This is a genomic window from Moorena bouillonii PNG (assembly GCF_001942495.1).
In the GTDB taxonomy this organism is placed as follows: Bacteria; Cyanobacteriota; Cyanobacteriia; order Cyanobacteriales; family Coleofasciculaceae; genus Moorena; species Moorena bouillonii.
The window spans coordinates 7054552-7071878 of the sequence record NZ_MKZS01000001.1 but is presented as its reverse complement, the minus strand read 5'-3'; the positions used below and the strand labels follow the sequence as shown (position 1 = coordinate 7071878).

The window sequence follows — 17327 nt, the reverse complement described above, 5'->3', positions numbered from 1 at the left end:
GGCATGCAACAGGTGATGGGAATACGCCATGTTTGAACGCTTTACAGAAAAAGCCATTAAGGTGATCATGCTGGCTCAGGAAGAAGCACGTCGCCTAGGTCATAATTTCGTAGGCACAGAGCAAATCCTCCTGGGTCTGATCGGAGAAGGAACTGGCGTAGCTGCCAAGGTCCTCAAATCTATGGGCGTAAATCTCAAAGACGCTCGGATTGAAGTTGAGAAAATTATTGGCAGGGGTTCCGGCTTCGTTGCTGTCGAAATCCCCTTTACCCCCAGAGCAAAGCGGGTTCTGGAGCTATCCCTAGAAGAAGCTCGCCAGCTAGGCCATAACTACATTGGTACAGAACATCTGCTACTAGGGCTAATACGGGAGGGAGAAGGCGTAGCGGCTAGGGTTTTGGAAAACCTAGGAGTAGACCTGTCTAAAGTCAGAACCCAAGTTATCCGAATGTTGGGTGAAACGGCGGAAGTCACAGCAGGAGCCTCTCAAGGTCGTACAAAGACTCCTACTCTCGATGAGTTTGGCTCGAACCTAACCCAGATGGCTAGTGAAGGCAAGCTAGATCCAGTAGTAGGACGGGAAAAGGAAATAGAACGGGTAATCCAGATATTGGGACGCCGTACCAAGAATAACCCAGTATTGATCGGAGAACCAGGGGTAGGAAAAACGGCGATCGCAGAAGGCTTAGCCCAACGAATCGCTAACAATGATGTTCCAGACATTTTGGAAGAAAAGCGAGTCGTTACCCTCGATATTGGCTTACTGGTCGCTGGAACCAAATACCGGGGTGAGTTTGAAGAACGCCTGAAAAAAATTATGGATGAAATTCGTCAGGCATCTAACGTAATCCTGGTGATTGACGAGGTTCATACCCTGATTGGTGCAGGTGCAGCTGAAGGCGCAATTGATGCGGCAAATATCCTCAAACCAGCCTTAGCAAGAGGAGAATTGCAGTGCATTGGAGCGACAACTTTGGATGAGTACCGCAAACACATTGAGCGGGATGCAGCCCTAGAACGTCGTTTTCAACCAGTAATGGTCGGTGAACCATCAGTAGAAGAAACTATTGAGATTCTATACGGCTTGCGGGAGCGCTACGAGCAACACCACAAATTGAAAATTTCTGATGAGGCTCTCGAAGCAGCAGCAAACCTCTCAGACCGTTATATTTCCGACCGTTACCTGCCAGATAAGGCCATTGACCTGATCGATGAAGCAGGAAGCCGAGTGCGTTTGATTAACTCCCAGTTGCCCCCAGCAGCAAAAGAGCTAGATAAAGAACTGCGTCAGGTCCTAAAAGAAAAAGATGATGCGGTACGCTCCCAGGACTTTGATCGAGCTGGGGAACTACGCGATCGCGAAATGGAAATAAAGGCGGAAATTCGCTCAATTGCCCAAAGCAAGAAGAGCGAATCTCGGGGTACTGATGACAGCCCAGTTGTAGATGAAGAGGACATTGCTCACATTGTTGCCTCTTGGACTGGTGTGCCGGTACAAAAACTGACTGAATCAGAGTCAGAGAAACTACTGCACATGGAAGATACCCTGCATCAGCGCCTGATTGGTCAGGAAGATGCGGTTAAAGCCGTTTCCCGAGCAATTCGTCGAGCTAGGGTAGGCTTAAAGAATCCCAACCGTCCTATTGCAAGTTTTGTCTTCTCTGGACCTACAGGGGTCGGTAAGACAGAATTAGCTAAGTCATTGGCAGCTTACTTCTTCGGGTCTGAAGAAGCCATGGTGCGCCTAGATATGTCCGAATACATGGAGCGCCATACCGTTAGTAAGTTGGTAGGTTCGCCTCCTGGATATGTGGGCTACAACGAAGGTGGTCAACTAACTGAGGCAGTGCGTCGTCGTCCTTACACAGTAGTGCTGTTCGATGAAATTGAAAAGGCACACCCAGATGTGTTCAATATGCTGCTGCAAATCCTAGAGGATGGGCGGTTGACTGACTCCAAGGGTCGGACGGTAGACTTTAAAAACACCCTGCTGATCATGACCTCGAATATCGGTTCCAAGGTTATTGAAAAGGGTGGCGGACAACTGGGCTTCGAGTTCAGCGATAATCAAGCGGAATCCCAATATAATCGAATTCGGAATCTAGTGAACGAAGAACTTAAACAGTACTTCCGCCCAGAGTTTCTGAATCGTTTAGATGAGATTATCGTCTTCCGTCAGTTGACCAAAGAAGAAGTCAAGGACATTGCCAAGATTCTGTTAAAAGAAGTGTTTGGTCGTTTGTACGAACAAGGCATTACTCTAGAAGTCAGCGAGAAATTCAAAGACCGTTTGATCGAAGAGGGTTACAACCCCAGCTACGGGGCCAGACCATTACGCCGAGCAATCATGCGGTTGTTGGAGGATGTGCTGGCAGAAGAAATTCTCTCCAGTCGCATTAAGGAAGGAGATATTGCCTATGTTGATGTCAATGAAGAGGGTAAGGTGCAAGTCAGTCGTAAGGAAAACCGAGAGCTTTTGCCTCAAGGAGTTGAGTAAGTGATTGTAGGGTAAAGCCCCTACTTATCCTGTGCTAACTCCCCTTAATCCCCCCTTACTAAGAGGGGGGAAATTTTTGGCATTGTTTATGACAAATTACCAGAATAAGTACGGAAGAAGCTAAAAAAGTGCTACCAGTATTAAAAATGGCACTATAAGAGTTTATAGGATAATGGAAGACTTTTTTAAAAATGTATCTCGTTACCCACGCTATCTAATCAGTATTACTCTAGGGATATTCTATTCCGTGTTTTTGCTGGTAAAACCACTACTGAACCGCCCCCTAACTGCGATCGCATTAATTGGCATAGCCGTAGGAGTTTCTCTATTCATGGTTTTCACCCTACGTGGGATGCTCGGCTTCAGTCCGGTTTAGACTAGGTTTAGACTAGGTTTAGACTGGGTGCGCGCAGCTTTCGATGATGCCCATACTTTAACAAAGGGAACGTCATGACTACAAATCGCCGTGTTTATCGGGTTTCCTCCCTAATTCAACAGGAGGTTAGTCAAATGTTGCTTAACGATATCAAAGATGACCGGGTCGGTAGTGGGATGGTTAGCATTACCAACGTTGATGTCTCTGGCGACTTGCAGCACGCTAAGATCTATGTCAGTATCTATGGCACTGATGAGGCAAGATCTAAAACAATGGCTGGATTAAAATCAGCTACAGGTTATGTCCGTCGAGAACTAGGTCGGCGGATTCGCCTGCGCCGCACACCAGAGGTGATGTTTATTGAAGACCGTGGTCTCGAAGGAGGCGATCAGATGCTGAACTTACTGAATCAGCTTTCTCAAGAACGCCAGAGCAAGCAACTCGAAGACGATATTTCTGGAGCACAAGCTTGAATTCTCTCCCAAAGTCACTGCCTGATCTAAATAACCTTTCCCTAGCAGAACAGGTGGCGCAAATGGTAGTGGTTCGAGCATCCGGCTACCTATTTGATCACCAAATTCAGTATCCAATTTGGGAACCCCCAGCCGAGCAATTGCAGCGTTGGTTGCAAGAGTTAGGTATTGGGGGTGTTATTTTACTAGGCGGGAGTGCTGTGGAACTCGCCCTCAGGTCGAAACAACTCCAAGAGTGGGCAAAAATTCCCTTACTCATAGCTGCTGATATTGAAGAAGGTGTGGGTCAAAGGTTTGCCGGTGCCACTTGGTTTCCTCCACCGATGGCACTGGGAGCGATTGCCCAAAACGATCCTGAGCCAGCTTTGCAGTATGTCCGTACCATGGGAGAAATCACGGCTACTGAAGCGTTGGCCATTGGGATTAACTGGATCCTGGCACCAGTTGTTGATGTCAACAACAATTCCAAAAATCCTGTTATCAATGTCCGGTCGTTTGGTGATAACCCTCAAATCGTTAGCCAATTGGCTTCTGCCTTTATCCAAGGAACCCGACAGTATCCAGTCTTAACCACTGCCAAGCATTTTCCCGGTCATGGGGATACCGCGACAGATTCCCATCTGGATTTACCAGTCTTGCCCCACTCACCCCCCCGACTAGCTACGGTTGAATTGCCTCCCTTTACCAATGCGATCGCTGCTGGGGTAGATGCCATCATGACCGCTCACCTCCTAATTACAGCTTGGGATGACCAACACCCCGCCACCCTGTCTGAGCGAATTTTGACTCAACTGTTGCGCACAGACTTGGGATTTGAAGGACTGATTGTGACAGATGCTCTAGTAATGGGGGCAATTGCTAATCGCTATGGTGCGGATGAAGCGACAGTCATGGCTGTAGAAGCCGGTGCTGATATTCTCTTGATGCCGGTTAATCCCGAAACAGCAATTCAGGCAGTGTGTCAAGCAGTCGAACAGGGACGCATCTCACGGTCGCGGATTCAGGCATCAGTAGAGCGGATAAGTCGTGCCAAACGCAAAGTGGGGTATCACTGTCAAAGAGAGGGTTTAGAGGAACACTCCGCTGCACAACAAATACCATCTCTACAAAACCCGCCCTCACAACCTGTCCTGGAGTCGGGCTTAGACGATGATCCAGCTCAACAACCGATAACATTTCAACCCAACCCCAATTGGCTGTCGCAACTAGCTCAACCAACCACAATCACGACTGTAGCCGATATTCTCCAAGCTTCCCAGATAACTAGAGGTTTTCTAGCTTTATCATCAATACCCAGCAGCAGTAATCAACCGTTACGTAATCTAATTTTGGTCGATGATCTCTTAGCTTGTGACTTTTTGGGGCAGCACACACCAGCAGTCGCTTTACCAAGAAGGCTGGGTTACAAACTCCAACTGGTTGATAGTCACACTACCCTACCTTCGGAAGTAGTAGATAATTTTGTTGGTGCTAAAACTACTCTGCTACAGCTATTTATCCGAGGTAACCCGTTTCGGGGTAGTGCTGGATTGACAGCAGTAGCTAGGGCATGGCTTAAGATGTTGTTGAAAACTGGGGATTTACAAGCTCTCGTGATTTACGGTAGTCCTTATGTGTTAGAGCAGTTCCTTCCAGAGTTGCCACCGGAAACACCATATGTATTTTCTTACGGGCAGATGCCAGCAGCTCAAGCGATCGCTCTTAAAGCATTGTTACCGGAAAGCCCAACAATAGATACTTTTGTGAGATTTATTTAATTTTTAGGGAGTTTTAAGCTAATTTCTGCTAATTTGCCCCTCTACAGCTTGATTAGAGGAGAAGATGGATATGAACTACTGCAAGACCTATAGTAAATATTTTTTTTAATAAAACCGATATTATAACAGAAGCATATACCTCTGGTCAATTAATAGGAGTTGACAAAATACCCAATCCAATCTCAAAAAACACCGAGAATTCCAGCTTTACTCCTATCCCCTATTCCCTGATTATTGAGAGACTCTTTATAAAAGACTATTTATAAAGTAAATCTTAATACAGCTAGAGTAATGAAAATGGGTGGGTTACGGTGGACAGCTCTGTTATAAGATGAGCTTTTATCTTGGTGCGCGTTCACGCTTGTCGGGAAACCCGACCGGGGTCGGATCGCTACAGCACTCGCCCCCTATCCCACCCATTTAAGCTTTATTTAACAAACAGTCTCTAAAATATATCCGATATTGTGATTACTTAACCAATGCAGACAGGTTTGACAGCCAGGTGGTCCATAGAGAGACAGGGGGTTTGAGAGGAAGGTAGCTCCTACAGCCAATGACCAATGGCTCAGTCATAACCCAGTAGGCATTTTAGCTGAGCATGGGTTAGACTTTGACAACTTGCCCAAGGTATTTGAAGATCCTTATCAACAAATCTTGGTCAATGGTAACTTCTTATACTGAAATAATTTTAGTTCACAGTAAATAAATTTGGATTAATATAATCGTATCCCCGTTTTTTAGATCAAGCTGATAAGATATCCATGAGTGTTAACACAGTGCCATCTACCCCTTCTATCCGTTACTCAATCGATGTGATCCAAGACGAAGCACGTCGCTTGGTGGATAAAGGATTTGTCAGTCGTCAACAGCCCATTTACGTTCTTTGCCAATATATTCCAGCTCGAGAATGGCTGTGTGTGGAGTGTGAGCTAGAGCAGTGCGAATTCCTGCTAAGAGACCGCATTGCTGACCTGATCGGTTCTCAACAATGGGAAAATGACTAAGGGACCTCAGTGACACAGCATAGAAGCTGATCCTTAGACAAAAAAGTGCGATCAAGTCGGTAACCAGCAAAACCCCATCAATGCCACCGATAAAGGCTATAGTGACTTACCGGATTGGTTGGGCAACCGTCAGCGGTTGAGTAGATCTCAGCAAACTTCAGGGAATGGTGTTGGGGAGTAACAAAGCTGCCATTTTTAGTAAAAAGCCTTGAGTTGATGGTATCTCAGCGCTGAGTGGGTAAATCCATGTTTATGGGAACAGAAATGTCAGAGATTGAGCGGAGTTTCTGTTTCCCGTGCTTGATTTCTTGCCTATTAGGCTCCCGCTCTAGTCTCCCACTCAGACCTGAGTTTTTTCACGCTCCGCGTAAATCTAACTATTACTGTCTGATTTACGCAACTCCTCTAACTCCTTACGAAGATCAGCAAGTTGTGTTGTCAGTTCCTCAATATCATCCTGTGCATTGGACTGAACAGGATTGTTAGATGATGGTGCAGTAGGATCACTGGAGGTACCTGTTGTCGGTGGATCCACGGAATTACCTGGTTGATTCCACATCTGCTCAATAAAACGTCGGGCTTCAAGTTCAGTAGTCTCTCCTTTTTCCGCCCACTCAGTCATCTGTTGATTGAAATCTGACTGAAACTGAGCCAGACTTTCTTCACGCTTGTCAGGGTCTTGCAGGGTTTCAACGAAAGAGGCTGTTGCCCCCAAGGAGGCGCGAAACCCAGTTTGCAGTAATTCCAGGAGATTGTTGGAGTTCATTTATACTAACGATTTCCCATAAATTTTTTCTTAAGAACGTCCCACGGACGTGCAGTTCATCTGCTATGGAAGAGCCGAAACGGTTAACAAATTCTTCCCCATCTTAACCATCTCCCCCTGTTGCCTCTGACCCGCCTGTTGCCTCTGACCTTAGTTTCTTGAGAGACATTAGGCAGGATCTGACACGACAACAGTTGCTGGAAATGACACCCAAGCCTTCAGCTGACTTGTTCCAAATACAGGTTAACATCTTCTACCACACGAGTCAGTTCAGCTTCCGTACTCAAGCGGATGCGATCATCTCTGAGAGTAATTAAGACAATAGCCGCAAATGGAGAAGGATAGATATTGGGATTGCAGAAAATCTCAAGAAAGACATCCCCAGTAAATTGGTACTCCATCGGTTTTTGAGGCTTGGGTCTACCACCACTAGATACCTGAGCAGCAGCTTTCAGACTCTGCATCAGTTGGTAAAGCTCACCTTGCAATTTTTTGGCAGCATCGGCGGTGAATGGAAAAGACACCGAACCATCATTAAGATTTAATTTAAGTGGTATAGCGGACATAAGGCAAATCTGAGATGTTATCGATTGTTTGTTAATCGTTGTTGATAAGTTAAGTCGGGAAAAATAAACGAAACATTCTACCCAGGCGATGCAGTTCACGTCAACGGTCAACGGTTAACTTCAAGGGCAAAAAGATTAAGCCCTTATTATACTTTCCTATTGGGATTATACTTTCCTTTGGGGACTAACATCGGTCCCCAATGACTATTAATCAAAGTTGATAATCAAAGCTGAGGCTCTGCTTGGGACGTGGTAGCCAAGCTTTTCTCTTTGTCCCGCTTCCGCTTTTTGGCATACAGCTGAATTGAGGCAGCCATTACTATAATCATCGCAAGAATTAACCAAGAGGTAATATCTGTAGGCAAACTGTTCTTAAACACTGCCAGTAAAACAATTACCATCAGCAAGACAGTAGGTGCCTCATTGAGAGCACGAAACTGCTGACCAGTCCAACTGCATTCATTGGCAGCCAGCCGTCGCATAATCCTACCGCAATAGAAATGATAGACCAGTAAAAGGGCTACAAAAGCCAGCTTGATATGTAACCAACCTTGCTTGAGCACTTCTGGTTCTGTTAGCAGTAAACCAATTGCCATCGCTACCGTTACCACCATACCTGGGGTAGTAATTATGTGATAGAGACGTTTTTCCATAATCTCATACTGATTTTTGAGAATGGTTTGGGCAGGTTCGGGCTCTTGTGAAGCCTCTGCATGATAGACAAACAGACGCACCAGATAAAACAGACCGGCAAACCAAACCACTACACCAATCAAGTGAAACGCCTTGAACCAGAAATAAGCCATAGATTGTGTCCTCCATTATTACAACAGCGTCATGCAGCTCAGCAGTGTCTAGCCTCCTGACTTCAGCTATAGCGCTTGTCGCGTATCAGTTATCAGGTTCTTGAGGGAAGTCCCACGAATAATCATATACTCACGGTCCTGAGCCAAATGCCTAAGTTTTCCTTGCTTCAAAAGCTTAGTAGACCAGAGCTGATCGCTAAATGCTTACGATTATCTCATGTCTTCTTTAACTCATACAAAAACCATACAGAGTCAAACAGATAGATGAACCATAGCGTAAACCTGGGGTTGAGACAATGGACAAATAAAAAGCGATGCAGAGGTGCGACCCGTGGCGAATTTAATTCGACGACTGTAAGCACACCATTACGGTCTTGGGGTAAACCCCCACTCGCGCTTTGCATGGCTGACAGGGAAACGTTTTACTTAACCAATGTCAAGCATATGATTAATGCCAGCAGCATGCGAGAAAAAAGAAGATCACCTCGCCAACAAACCTCTATTTCTTATCGATTGGCTGGTCTCCTCTCAGCTCGTCAGCCAGTCGTTAATATTAGTAGAGGAGGTTGCAGCATTTGCAGTGAAAAACCTATCCCAGTCGGTCAAGTTATAAAAATACAGTTTTTCTTGCCACAAAATCACACAGTTACTGCTACAGTTAAAGTCATGTGGTGCAAAGGATCTAAAGGAAATTCTCTAGGAAACTATAGAGCTGGTTTAGAGTTTGTAACAGTCTCACCAGACAATATAGATTGTCTGTTGGGTCTGCCAGCAACACCTATTTCAACGCCTCAACTTCAGCTGAATAAGTTACTAAGAAATTATCCGGCTAAGACTTCTAACACCTGCTATACCTAATCCTCAGACTAAGTTGCGCTTCCAGAAAAGATATTACCCTTTTAACAGATGACGGGTGATGGGATTAATGATTAATAGGGTAAGCAGTTACTACTGATTAATTTTAAGTATTAATTTTAAGTAAACTTGGTATAAGTTGCAATCAAATATAGTTCATGTCTTTATGCAGTCGCTCATTGAAGTCCCCCCTATGAGCGACTGCATCGCTTTGTCAACGTGCTCATCAGGAGTGAACATCAAGGACAGTCAATCTTAACTATTAGACCATTTTCAGTTATTAAGGCTAAAGATGATTGACTGGTAATTGGGAAGAAGGTAATTGGGAATTGACCAAGGAATTACCGATTAGCGATTACTACGAAACAGTATGTATTTATAACAAGCGTACACAGAAATTAGAATTATCTGATTAGTTATTTATACTGATCAAATTATACTGATCAACTTAATGTCAAGGAACACAAACCAGCTTGTGGTTATTAAAACGATTGACGTAGATAAGCCCACTAAATTCAACTAATATTTACAACTTAATAAGGTTATTATTCACAAGTTTATGCGTTTAATTTAGTTAATTGGTGACCAAATATTTACTGGGCATTGCTTTCAGAGTAAAAAATCTGTTGATAAAGTCAAATTTTTGCCCAGTAAGGCGATAAGCAATTGGGGGTTATTGAGCAGACTATCTACAGAAGAGCTCTTAATCAGTGATATCCAATAAGTTAACTGCCATGGACTATATCAAGGTTCATGGCAGTTTTACTGTATGTACTTTTGATTTAATTTTTAATCAGTAATTATAACATTTTTTTGATATTGATATACCCCAAAAAAAAAGTATACATAAATATACAGAAATCATACTAAATCAAACCTGAACGCAAACGTAAACGTAAACCTATGGTCTAAAGAATAGATTTATACACAGCAGGATCGGTAATCTTACCATCTGCTATCATTTCAGAACTTCACCTAGCACAACTTCCTTAGGAGTTGTTACAGTGAATTAAACCCTTTGCTTAGTTGCATCTACCTTTATATAGATTTATGAGTACTGAACAATTAAATCAAGTTATAGAAGCAATAATTTCTGGCAAGTATTCTTGGGCTTGTGTATTGATATTACGGTTTTCTGGCTACAATCCTTTGCAATATATGCCCTATCGAACTTACAATCGGTTAATCAAACAAAACTATAACTTAGGCAATCGGAATAAAACCTCATCCTCTCAACCATCAAAAATACTCAACAGGTGTTAATCATTAAGACAAGCACAATAATAAATTACTGAAAAATCCTAGGCCCTAGGCTGTAGACTTTAGATATTAGGTATTAACTCAGGCATTAAGGACTAAAAGCATTACTCATTCACCAAACTCCTAACACCAAACTTCTAACCCCTAACCCCTAACACCTAACACCAAACTCCTAACACCTATCTTTCAGGAGATTAATTTGACTAACACTCATCTACTCAAAGAGCGTAGGAAATTTCCACGTCATATAACCTTACTAAATTATCAGATAGAAGGACTGATTTCCGAACAAAATGATTTAGTAGTTAATCTGAGTCGAGGCGGTGGCAAAATTTACATTAACAAACCATTAAAAACTGGGGAACATAAAAAAATTAAGTTTTGCTTACCAGGAATAAGTTACACAGCTACTTCTATGGTTAAAATTGCCTGGCAAAGAGAAATTGGTTTAGATTCACCAGCTAAATATGAAGCAGGATTGACGTTTTTAGATATCTCACCAGTCAAGCTTAATACACTATTAGAACGGAAACAACTTATCTTCAGCAATCACTTTCAGTTCAAAGTATTACTGAAAACGTTTGCTGCTGCTGCCTGCATAGTTTCTGCACTTGCTCAGTTAGCTAGTAGTCAAACCGTTGCACCAGGCACTATTCTGAATATTTTGCTGGAGGGTCTTAATGATCGTATCTCTTGGGTAGCAAGTCAAAATCTCACTGATGAAACTAGCTTGAGCTGGCAGCAATCTCCTAGGCAGCATCCGATTGGATTTCACTTTAATCAGTCTTTAGTGAGTGTTGATGATTTAGAGTCTGCTCCTGAGCCAATAACGATGGCTAGTTTGGTATTATTAGGTGCTACATTTCTGATCCCATGTCGTGACCTAGACTAAAGTAGTAATAGCAAGTTAGCTTAATTACCTATGGTGGTAGGATTAGATTAAGGGGTAAAGTTATGATTTTAAGCTTTCTGTTTGTTTTGCCTTGTTTTTAAAGTTTTTTTATTAAAAAACTATTATTTTTTATTTAATAATGATAGTTTTATTTATGGCAGTTAATTTCGTTTAAAACTATTATTATTGTTGATAAACTACCATTAGTTAGCTACAATATAAATATGAGCACTTAGGTTAAATCCCCTGCCTTTAGGTGTAAGGATTCAGGTGTGGAGAAAAGGGATGAGGGAAGGAGGTTGGGTTAAATGACCCGATTGAGCCATAAGAGCTTGCTCGTTCGCGTAGCGTGACCAAAGGTCAAAAAATCCATCACCGACCGTTTTTGAAAACGGCAAGTTTGGACAACGGTGAGTAAATTAGCGGTCTGCTCGAAACGTTCGAGAGAACGAGAGCCACCACTAACCTTACGCTTGGTCACTGCCAAACGTAAAGACCTCTCGGCGAGATTATTATCTGGTGGAACTTGGGGATGGTCTAAAAAATACCACCATTGGGAAGCCTTCTGTTTGAGAGAGCGCAGTAACTTACCTGCTTCGGCTCCTGCCACCGACCACCAGGTTTCTAGAGTTAACTGTATCTGAGTTTTGAATTCCCTAACCCACTGTTGGTACTCTGTCTCATCGCCATTTTCTGGCCAGAGGCGATAATGGCGAAAAGCTTCATCAATCAGACTCACGAGTGCTTCTCCAATCGCTCGGTTGTGTAGTCCAGGCTGTTTGATTAACCTCAGAAAATGACGACGTAGATGGGCTAAACATTTCTGTTGAGCGCTGACTGGATAGCCATTATACACATTCAAGTCATCACTACTAAGAACACCCCTGTATTTACTGCCCAACTGAGATTCCAGTTCGACACGTCCCCTGGTGTCAGCAGCCCGAAAGAGACAAAAATCTCGATTGCTAAAGAACCTATCCCACTATTTGCGGAAAACGTGATAGAGTGAAAATCAAGCAATAAGGAAAAATCGAACAGGTAAATGCCAGGAAGATTTGAAGGATTAAGTGACATAGAATGGGAACTGTTCAAAAATCTCTTGCCCTGTGAACCACAAAAGCGAGGTAGAGGTATGCCCCATGTACCTTTCCGTTACGTGTTAAACACACTGCTGTACATTTTAATCACAGGATGTCGTTGGTGTGATGTCCCCACAGGAGAACAGTGGGCATCAAAAAGTTCAGCACATCGATGGTTAAAACGATGGCAAGAAAATGGAACTTAGCGAAAAAATACAAAGTGGAGTATTGGCCCTCGCAGAAAATCAAGGTCTGATTAACTGGAATTATGGGGCAGTAGACGGCTCTTTTTCCCCCTGGCAAGGGAGGAGGTGAAGGAGTAGCCTATGGATACAAAGGTGCATGGAGTGTTGATACACACCATCACAGAAGGTAATGGTATGCCCATGGCAAATCGCACCACACCAGCCAATGGCAGTGAACCGGAGCAGGTTTTACCATTACTCGATAGCATCAGGGTTTCTACGGGCAAACGGGGTCGTCCAAAGAAAAGATTCAGAGTAATAGCCGCTGATAAGGGTTACGACTGTAAACAGATAGTTCACTGCACCAGAAAACGAGGTATCAGACCTCAATTCCCCAAAAGAGTTTACCAGTCTAAGAAACGTCGAGGTAGACCAATCAAAGATGATACACCACGGTTTCAACTTTAACGTTGCTTTGCCTGGTATCAAAGAAAATATCGACGTTTGGTCGTTCGTTGGGAACGGCAATGTGTTGTGTTCGATGCTTTTGTTGCCAAGCGCCACTATTCATATGTGGATTACTAAAATTCTATTAGTGGGATAGGTTCTAAAGACCCACAGCCATTCCTTAATGCCTTTTACAGGCCAAGGAGTTTCATCTACATGAATAGACGGTTGTTCTGTTTTTACCCATTCTGACAATTGCTCAACATGAGGTTTAATCGCCAGTTCAACCCGTTGATTGGTGTTGACTAAAGTCCCATTACCGATCTCAATCTTGCCCAATTCCCATAACATCTCTTGTTGTTTTTTATAGGGGAGATGTCCATAATTCCCTAACCATCCCAGAAAAGCTTGTAGCTTGACCCCTAAATCTTGTCCGGGTATCATCTCAACAGACCAAGAGGCTGATGTTACCGCACCACAGCCCCTACATTGACAATGGTAACGATGGTACTCAACTACCTCGATTGGTTTGTTCACCAGTTGGGCTACTTGTTGAGTGTCTACCAATACAGGTTGATCTAAAAATTCTCTTTGACCACACTGACTACACACAGACGGTTGCAAGATTTCGGTTCGGTCTATTCTGGAAAACCCTTTACGAGTTTTTCCCCGATGACCTGGTTGTCCTCCGGGTTTTCTCTTTTTGGCCTCAGAGGTGGGACAATCCTCCTTTTTTAGGGCTTTTTCGGATTTTTTCAGTAGATCAGTTGATGGGGGTTTGGAGGAAGTCTTACTATCGTGGGTCCCGACTCAGCTTTAATTTCTCAATTTCTAGCTGTAGTTCCTCAATCACTTTCTGTTGAGTCAATAGCATCTTTACCAGTTCCGCTTTTGACAACTGGTTTAGGCTTTCTGGAGTTAGCGGAACTGGTGAGTGACTCATGTGTTTACTTTACCCTAGTTTGCTTCAAAGTCAATCCCGCAGACTTTAAAGAAGCTCCCTTCTTTGGCCTTGCAGCGATCCCTGTGACCTGAATCCTTACCTTTAGGTAGGGGATTTCTTAATGGTATTAATTAGTAAATTTACAAAGTATAGGGGTTTGCGAGTTTTTAAGTACATATTTATGGGTTTTTAGGGAACAGGAACCCACCCCTAACCCCTCCGAGGAGGGGAACTTCGGAATTGGGAATAGAGCAGTTGGCATCTAAACTAATTTATTTATTCTTGCCAATTAAGAAGTGGACTTTATCTTTTTCACCCCATTTTTATAATTAACTTATATACAAATCCTTATAAATAACAAATAATCAGTTAACTATTGAACCATACTTGAACATGAACACACCAGGTATAAATTCCAGGTTGAAGCTTATTTGCTTGTTCGCGTAGCGTGGCCTACGGCCTTAAGGCCAAGGTTCAGAAGATAACTTTTAACCTAGCAACCTAGTAACCTGGTAATAGCATTTCAGTTTACATATTAATTGTAAACATTTATGGAGAGATGGGGGGATCCCAAGCAGGGCTATTTCATTCTAAAAAGTGCCAAAATATGCTTAAGCCCAAATTGGCATTTTCTTTGTGCCTGAGCCATGTTGTCAAACCCTGCATCTCGATAAAGATTCAGAGCTAAATTACGAGCGATCGCCCTTCTTTGTACCAGAGGAGTTGTCCTGATACGAGATTTATCAACACCGCTGAGTGACATCAACAGACATAATGAACTTTGTTCTAATCGCCCCAATAGCCTCGAATCCGCTTGGGCTTTTGTTCAGCCGTTTCTTTCAAGTCAGAGATATAGTATCGGATCTGGGTCAGAAAGCGTGTTTGTAGTAATCCGTCGGGACTGAACTTGAATCACGGTAGCTAATCTTTGCCTTGAAGGCAAACCTTGGGTAACGTGGGCTTATACTAACACTTCGTTTTTCTATTCGACCGTGTCCAATATTTATCTGTTCAAAAGATTGCTGAGGAACGAACTGCTGCTGGGCGGCTGCAACTCGTTTTGGTTGGTTCACATTACGAGGGCTGCATTAGAGTGATTCCCACTATCGATGATCAGCTGACAAGTTTTTTTTGGGTGTTTATAGCATCAAAGGCAAAAACCACGCCTTTGAGCGAAGCGTGCTTTAATCAACTCTGGCACTGCCTTAATCTCATTCGTTTTTTTGTCTACCTGATCTCGCTTGAGAATTAATCCTCTCTCTACCAAGTAGGCACTCACGCTCCATAATTGCGGGATGGCGATCGCAATGTGGATTGTCTTGTTCGACCATAAATGACCCTCTCAAAACTTTCCCATCTACCCCATTAGTCTCTCCCGCTTCCGGAGTGATCTCGAAAAAGCAAGCTAGCCTTGCTGAATAATCGGAAGTTACCATGTTCAGTAACACTCGGCGGATTGTGCTGTATGATGGCAGTCTGTTGACTTGAAACAATTGGCTCAACTCCTCACGATTGTTTCAATCCAATCAGCGATCGCGCTTTAATCCAATATTGCCCTGCAGCGACTGCGCTGGGTAAAGATAGCCAGACATATAGCCACTGAGTGTCTTCTTCCCTGGCCTCTACGAGCATCTGGTAAATAAGAATTGGCTTCTAAAATAGCAATTTGACCCATCGATGTTGATTCTCTTGTGCCCTTGTGCCGGGAGCAGGTCTTGCGTTGCACAACAAATGAACTATGTACCATCACAGCAAGCTTAAACCCATGAGGGGGCATAAGATTTAGTACAAATGTTCTGCATAAGGGACATGCTCCCTCTTGTGCCTTAGCATCTTATCTTACCATCTAGAATGAAATAGCCCTGGGATCCCAAGAGAGTTAATTGAGGCAAATGCAAGTTGTAAACAATTCCGATACTATCAGATTTGATATAACCTATAACCTATAACCTATAACCGGCAACCTGTAAGGGATAACCTGTAACTTGTAACCTGTAACCTATAACCTATAACCTGTAACCTGTAACATCCTCAACATCTGTAGCTCGAATAAATCAAATTGGGATAAGGTTTACTTTATGAATAAGATTTAAAGTTATAGCCATAAAAATAAAGGGATTATAAATACGGATTTTGTACAAAAAGTATTTATACAAAAAATCTACATTAAAAATACATTTGAAGCTTAATTTAAACCTGATGAAAAACACGAGCTTCCTAGGATAAGTTTATAGCAAAAAAAATGTAATTAACTTATTGAGCCACCATGAACAACCGTATGGCTATCCCATAAAACCACAGTTTGCTCTTCCAATTGTATCACTATTATGGTCAGCTTTTAGAAGTTTGTTGAGCTGGTTTTGCAAGCTCAACAGAGTCGCAGTGGTAAGTACCTGAAAATAAATAAAGTTAACGTTGTCAACAATTGTCAAGGCATTGAATTCCTCTCTGTTTCGTGTTGCCTTGTTCGAAGTCCCTTTTTCTTAACAGTTTACTTTAATTTTATTATACTACTTAACCGCTTAACCGCATCTATACTGACAAACCCGTACAACTGGTGGTAATTCCTATATTTTAGGATTTTTGTCGGAAATCAGGCAATTTATGCCATCGCTAGAGTTGCTTAGCTCAAAGAGACACAAATTAGCTCTCCAGCTAAATCCGAAGTTGGAGTGACTTTTACAGAGATATGACCAGAAGACCTTAATCACTCGTTAGTACCATGACTCAATCCACGGCAAAGACCTATTCCCGTCTGAAAGTATTTCTAGCAACTACTGCGACTACTTTGGTTGGTATGCTGGCGACTACTGGTGTAGCTAATGCAGCTAGTATCACCCATACTCAAACCATTGATTGGCAACCGACAAGTGTTGATACATTTTTCATTCTTCCCAAATTTGATGAGGCTTTGGGAACTCTCGAAAGTGTCACGATTGACCTAATCGGATTTGTCAAGGGAAATGCCCGTACGGAAAACATGGAGGCCTCTGAGAGCACAGTAACCTTGGATCTGGCATCTAAAATTGGCTTAATCTTGAGTGAACCTGATATTACCCTAGTTGAAGTGATACCTCTAGTTTCAGAACAGGTTGCTCTGGATAGCTATGACGGTGTACTTGATTTCGCAGGATCTTCTGGAGTCACATTGCCTGAGCGTGAAGCTTCGGATAGCACAAGTAATACGTTTATGTCTGGGGACTCTGAGTTGAGTTACTTTTTAGGATCTGGAGACCAGGACTTTATATTTACAGCGCTTGGTACTTCCACAGTAACGGGTGCGGGCAATTTGCTTTCTGGGTTCCAGACAGAGGTAGCAGGCGAAGTTACATTGACCTACGAGTACCAGTCGGTGCCAGAACCTACCAGGAAAATCTAGGAGCATCATTTCCAGGCAGTTCCTGGTAGGCTCTGGCAGAAC

The 17327-nt window shown here is 43.0% G+C and carries 16 protein-coding genes and 2 pseudogenes; 11 read left to right on the top strand and 7 right to left on the bottom strand.

All coding sequences use genetic code 11. From position 1 onward, the window contains the following. The first annotated feature begins 28 nt into the window (after positions 1 to 28). From BJP37_RS28755 to BJP37_RS28735, 5 genes are all read left to right on the top strand, one after another. Positions 29 to 2497 carry an ATP-dependent Clp protease ATP-binding subunit gene (locus tag BJP37_RS28755; RefSeq protein WP_075903969.1) on the top strand — a complete coding sequence of 823 codons (2469 nt, stop codon included), beginning with the start codon at positions 29 to 31 and terminating at the stop codon, positions 2495 to 2497. A 172-nt stretch (positions 2498 to 2669) separates the two neighbouring features. Further along, positions 2670 to 2873, top strand: coding sequence for a DUF751 family protein (locus BJP37_RS28750; protein WP_075903966.1), 204 nt, complete (start codon positions 2670 to 2672; stop codon positions 2871 to 2873). A 74-nt stretch (positions 2874 to 2947) separates the two neighbouring features. Next, positions 2948 to 3346, top strand: coding sequence for a 30S ribosome-binding factor RbfA (gene rbfA / locus BJP37_RS28745; RefSeq protein ID WP_075903963.1), 399 nt, complete (start codon positions 2948 to 2950; stop codon positions 3344 to 3346). A gap of 62 nt (positions 3347 to 3408) precedes the next feature. Beyond that, positions 3409 to 5103, top strand: coding sequence for a glycoside hydrolase family 3 N-terminal domain-containing protein (locus tag BJP37_RS28740; protein WP_229415605.1), 1695 nt, complete (start codon positions 3409 to 3411; stop codon positions 5101 to 5103). A gap of 761 nt (positions 5104 to 5864) precedes the next feature. Continuing rightward, positions 5865 to 6107, top strand: coding sequence for a DUF4327 family protein (locus BJP37_RS28735; RefSeq protein ID WP_070395448.1), 243 nt, complete (start codon positions 5865 to 5867; stop codon positions 6105 to 6107). A 373-nt stretch (positions 6108 to 6480) separates the two neighbouring features. On the opposite strand, the gene BJP37_RS28730 is transcribed toward BJP37_RS28735, so the two are convergent. From BJP37_RS28730 to hemJ, 3 genes are all read right to left on the bottom strand, one after another. Continuing rightward, the gene (locus tag BJP37_RS28730) at positions 6481 to 6873 is read right to left on the bottom strand and encodes a hypothetical protein (RefSeq protein ID WP_075903958.1); all 393 of its coding nucleotides are present in this window, start codon (positions 6871 to 6873) and stop codon (positions 6481 to 6483) included. 218 nt (positions 6874 to 7091) lie between these two features. After that, positions 7092 to 7439: a hypothetical protein gene (locus BJP37_RS28725; protein WP_075903956.1), complete on the bottom strand. Its 348-nt coding sequence runs from the start codon at positions 7437 to 7439 to the stop codon at positions 7092 to 7094. A 224-nt stretch (positions 7440 to 7663) separates the two neighbouring features. Next, a complete protein-coding gene (hemJ, locus tag BJP37_RS28720) occupies positions 7664 to 8245 on the bottom strand; it encodes a protoporphyrinogen oxidase HemJ (RefSeq protein ID WP_075903953.1) in 582 nt (193 codons plus the stop codon). A gap of 264 nt (positions 8246 to 8509) precedes the next feature. On the opposite strand from hemJ, the gene BJP37_RS28715 reads away from it, so the two are divergent. The 3 genes from BJP37_RS28715 to BJP37_RS28705 all read left to right on the top strand — a co-directional run bounded on the left by BJP37_RS28715 (position 8510) and on the right by BJP37_RS28705 (position 11252). After that, a complete protein-coding gene (locus BJP37_RS28715; protein ID WP_081431367.1) occupies positions 8510 to 9103 on the top strand; it encodes a PilZ domain-containing protein in 594 nt (197 codons plus the stop codon). Between the two features lie 1047 nt (positions 9104 to 10150). Then, positions 10151 to 10363: a HetP family heterocyst commitment protein gene (locus tag BJP37_RS28710; RefSeq protein WP_070395443.1), complete on the top strand. Its 213-nt coding sequence runs from the start codon at positions 10151 to 10153 to the stop codon at positions 10361 to 10363. 196 nt (positions 10364 to 10559) lie between these two features. Then, positions 10560 to 11252, top strand: a complete 693-nt coding sequence (locus BJP37_RS28705; RefSeq protein WP_075903948.1) for a PilZ domain-containing protein — start codon at positions 10560 to 10562, stop codon at positions 11250 to 11252. Between the two features lie 304 nt (positions 11253 to 11556). On the opposite strand, the pseudogene BJP37_RS28700 reads toward BJP37_RS28705, so the two are convergent. Further along, positions 11557 to 12216, bottom strand: a pseudogene (locus BJP37_RS28700) (IS66 family transposase); the annotation flags it as partial. Positions 12217 to 12294: 78 nt separating this feature from the next. On the opposite strand from BJP37_RS28700, the gene BJP37_RS28695 reads away from it, so the two are divergent. After that, complete coding sequence (locus tag BJP37_RS28695; protein ID WP_198954217.1) at positions 12295 to 12537, top strand: transposase; 243 nt, start codon at positions 12295 to 12297, stop codon at positions 12535 to 12537. A 120-nt stretch (positions 12538 to 12657) separates the two neighbouring features. Beyond that, positions 12658 to 12984, top strand: coding sequence for a transposase (locus tag BJP37_RS28690; protein ID WP_143727849.1), 327 nt, complete (start codon positions 12658 to 12660; stop codon positions 12982 to 12984). 141 nt (positions 12985 to 13125) lie between these two features. Here the strand turns inward: BJP37_RS28690 and BJP37_RS28685 are convergent. The 3 genes and pseudogenes from BJP37_RS28685 to BJP37_RS28675 form a co-directional block, all read right to left on the bottom strand. Then, positions 13126 to 13906 (bottom strand): annotated as a pseudogene (locus BJP37_RS28685) (IS66 family transposase); the annotation flags it as partial. A 580-nt stretch (positions 13907 to 14486) separates the two neighbouring features. Beyond that, entirely contained in the window at positions 14487 to 14669 is a 183-nt protein-coding gene (locus BJP37_RS28680) for a hypothetical protein (RefSeq protein ID WP_075899948.1), read from the bottom strand. Between the two features lie 448 nt (positions 14670 to 15117). Further along, positions 15118 to 15342: a hypothetical protein gene (locus BJP37_RS28675; protein ID WP_143727626.1), complete on the bottom strand. Its 225-nt coding sequence runs from the start codon at positions 15340 to 15342 to the stop codon at positions 15118 to 15120. 1286 nt (positions 15343 to 16628) lie between these two features. On the opposite strand from BJP37_RS28675, the gene BJP37_RS28670 reads away from it, so the two are divergent. Next, positions 16629 to 17285: a choice-of-anchor E domain-containing protein gene (locus BJP37_RS28670; protein WP_075903946.1), complete on the top strand. Its 657-nt coding sequence runs from the start codon at positions 16629 to 16631 to the stop codon at positions 17283 to 17285. The last annotated feature ends 42 nt before the right edge of the window (positions 17286 to 17327 follow it).

Excerpts from the sequence above, each read along its gene's own strand:
- BJP37_RS28755 (WP_075903969.1), top strand. The coding sequence starts at position 29 with ATGTTTGAACGCTTTACAGAAAAAGCCATTAAGGTGATCATGCTGGCT.
- BJP37_RS28750 (WP_075903966.1), top strand. The coding sequence starts at position 2,670 with ATGGAAGACTTTTTTAAAAATGTATCTCGTTACCCACGCTATCTAATC.
- rbfA (WP_075903963.1), top strand. The coding sequence starts at position 2,948 with ATGACTACAAATCGCCGTGTTTATCGGGTTTCCTCCCTAATTCAACAG.
- BJP37_RS28740 (WP_229415605.1), top strand. The coding sequence starts at position 3,409 with ATGGTAGTGGTTCGAGCATCCGGCTACCTATTTGATCACCAAATTCAG.
- BJP37_RS28735 (WP_070395448.1), top strand. The coding sequence starts at position 5,865 with ATGAGTGTTAACACAGTGCCATCTACCCCTTCTATCCGTTACTCAATC.
- BJP37_RS28730 (WP_075903958.1), bottom strand. The coding sequence starts at position 6,873 with ATGAACTCCAACAATCTCCTGGAATTACTGCAAACTGGGTTTCGCGCC.
- BJP37_RS28725 (WP_075903956.1), bottom strand. The coding sequence starts at position 7,439 with ATGTCCGCTATACCACTTAAATTAAATCTTAATGATGGTTCGGTGTCT.
- hemJ (WP_075903953.1), bottom strand. The coding sequence starts at position 8,245 with ATGGCTTATTTCTGGTTCAAGGCGTTTCACTTGATTGGTGTAGTGGTT.
- BJP37_RS28715 (WP_081431367.1), top strand. The coding sequence starts at position 8,510 with ATGAACCATAGCGTAAACCTGGGGTTGAGACAATGGACAAATAAAAAG.
- BJP37_RS28710 (WP_070395443.1), top strand. The coding sequence starts at position 10,151 with ATGAGTACTGAACAATTAAATCAAGTTATAGAAGCAATAATTTCTGGC.
- BJP37_RS28695 (WP_198954217.1), top strand. The coding sequence starts at position 12,295 with ATGCCAGGAAGATTTGAAGGATTAAGTGACATAGAATGGGAACTGTTC.
- BJP37_RS28690 (WP_143727849.1), top strand. The coding sequence starts at position 12,658 with ATGGATACAAAGGTGCATGGAGTGTTGATACACACCATCACAGAAGGT.
- BJP37_RS28680 (WP_075899948.1), bottom strand. The coding sequence starts at position 14,669 with ATGTCACTCAGCGGTGTTGATAAATCTCGTATCAGGACAACTCCTCTG.
- BJP37_RS28675 (WP_143727626.1), bottom strand. The coding sequence starts at position 15,342 with ATGGTAACTTCCGATTATTCAGCAAGGCTAGCTTGCTTTTTCGAGATC.
- BJP37_RS28670 (WP_075903946.1), top strand. The coding sequence starts at position 16,629 with ATGACTCAATCCACGGCAAAGACCTATTCCCGTCTGAAAGTATTTCTA.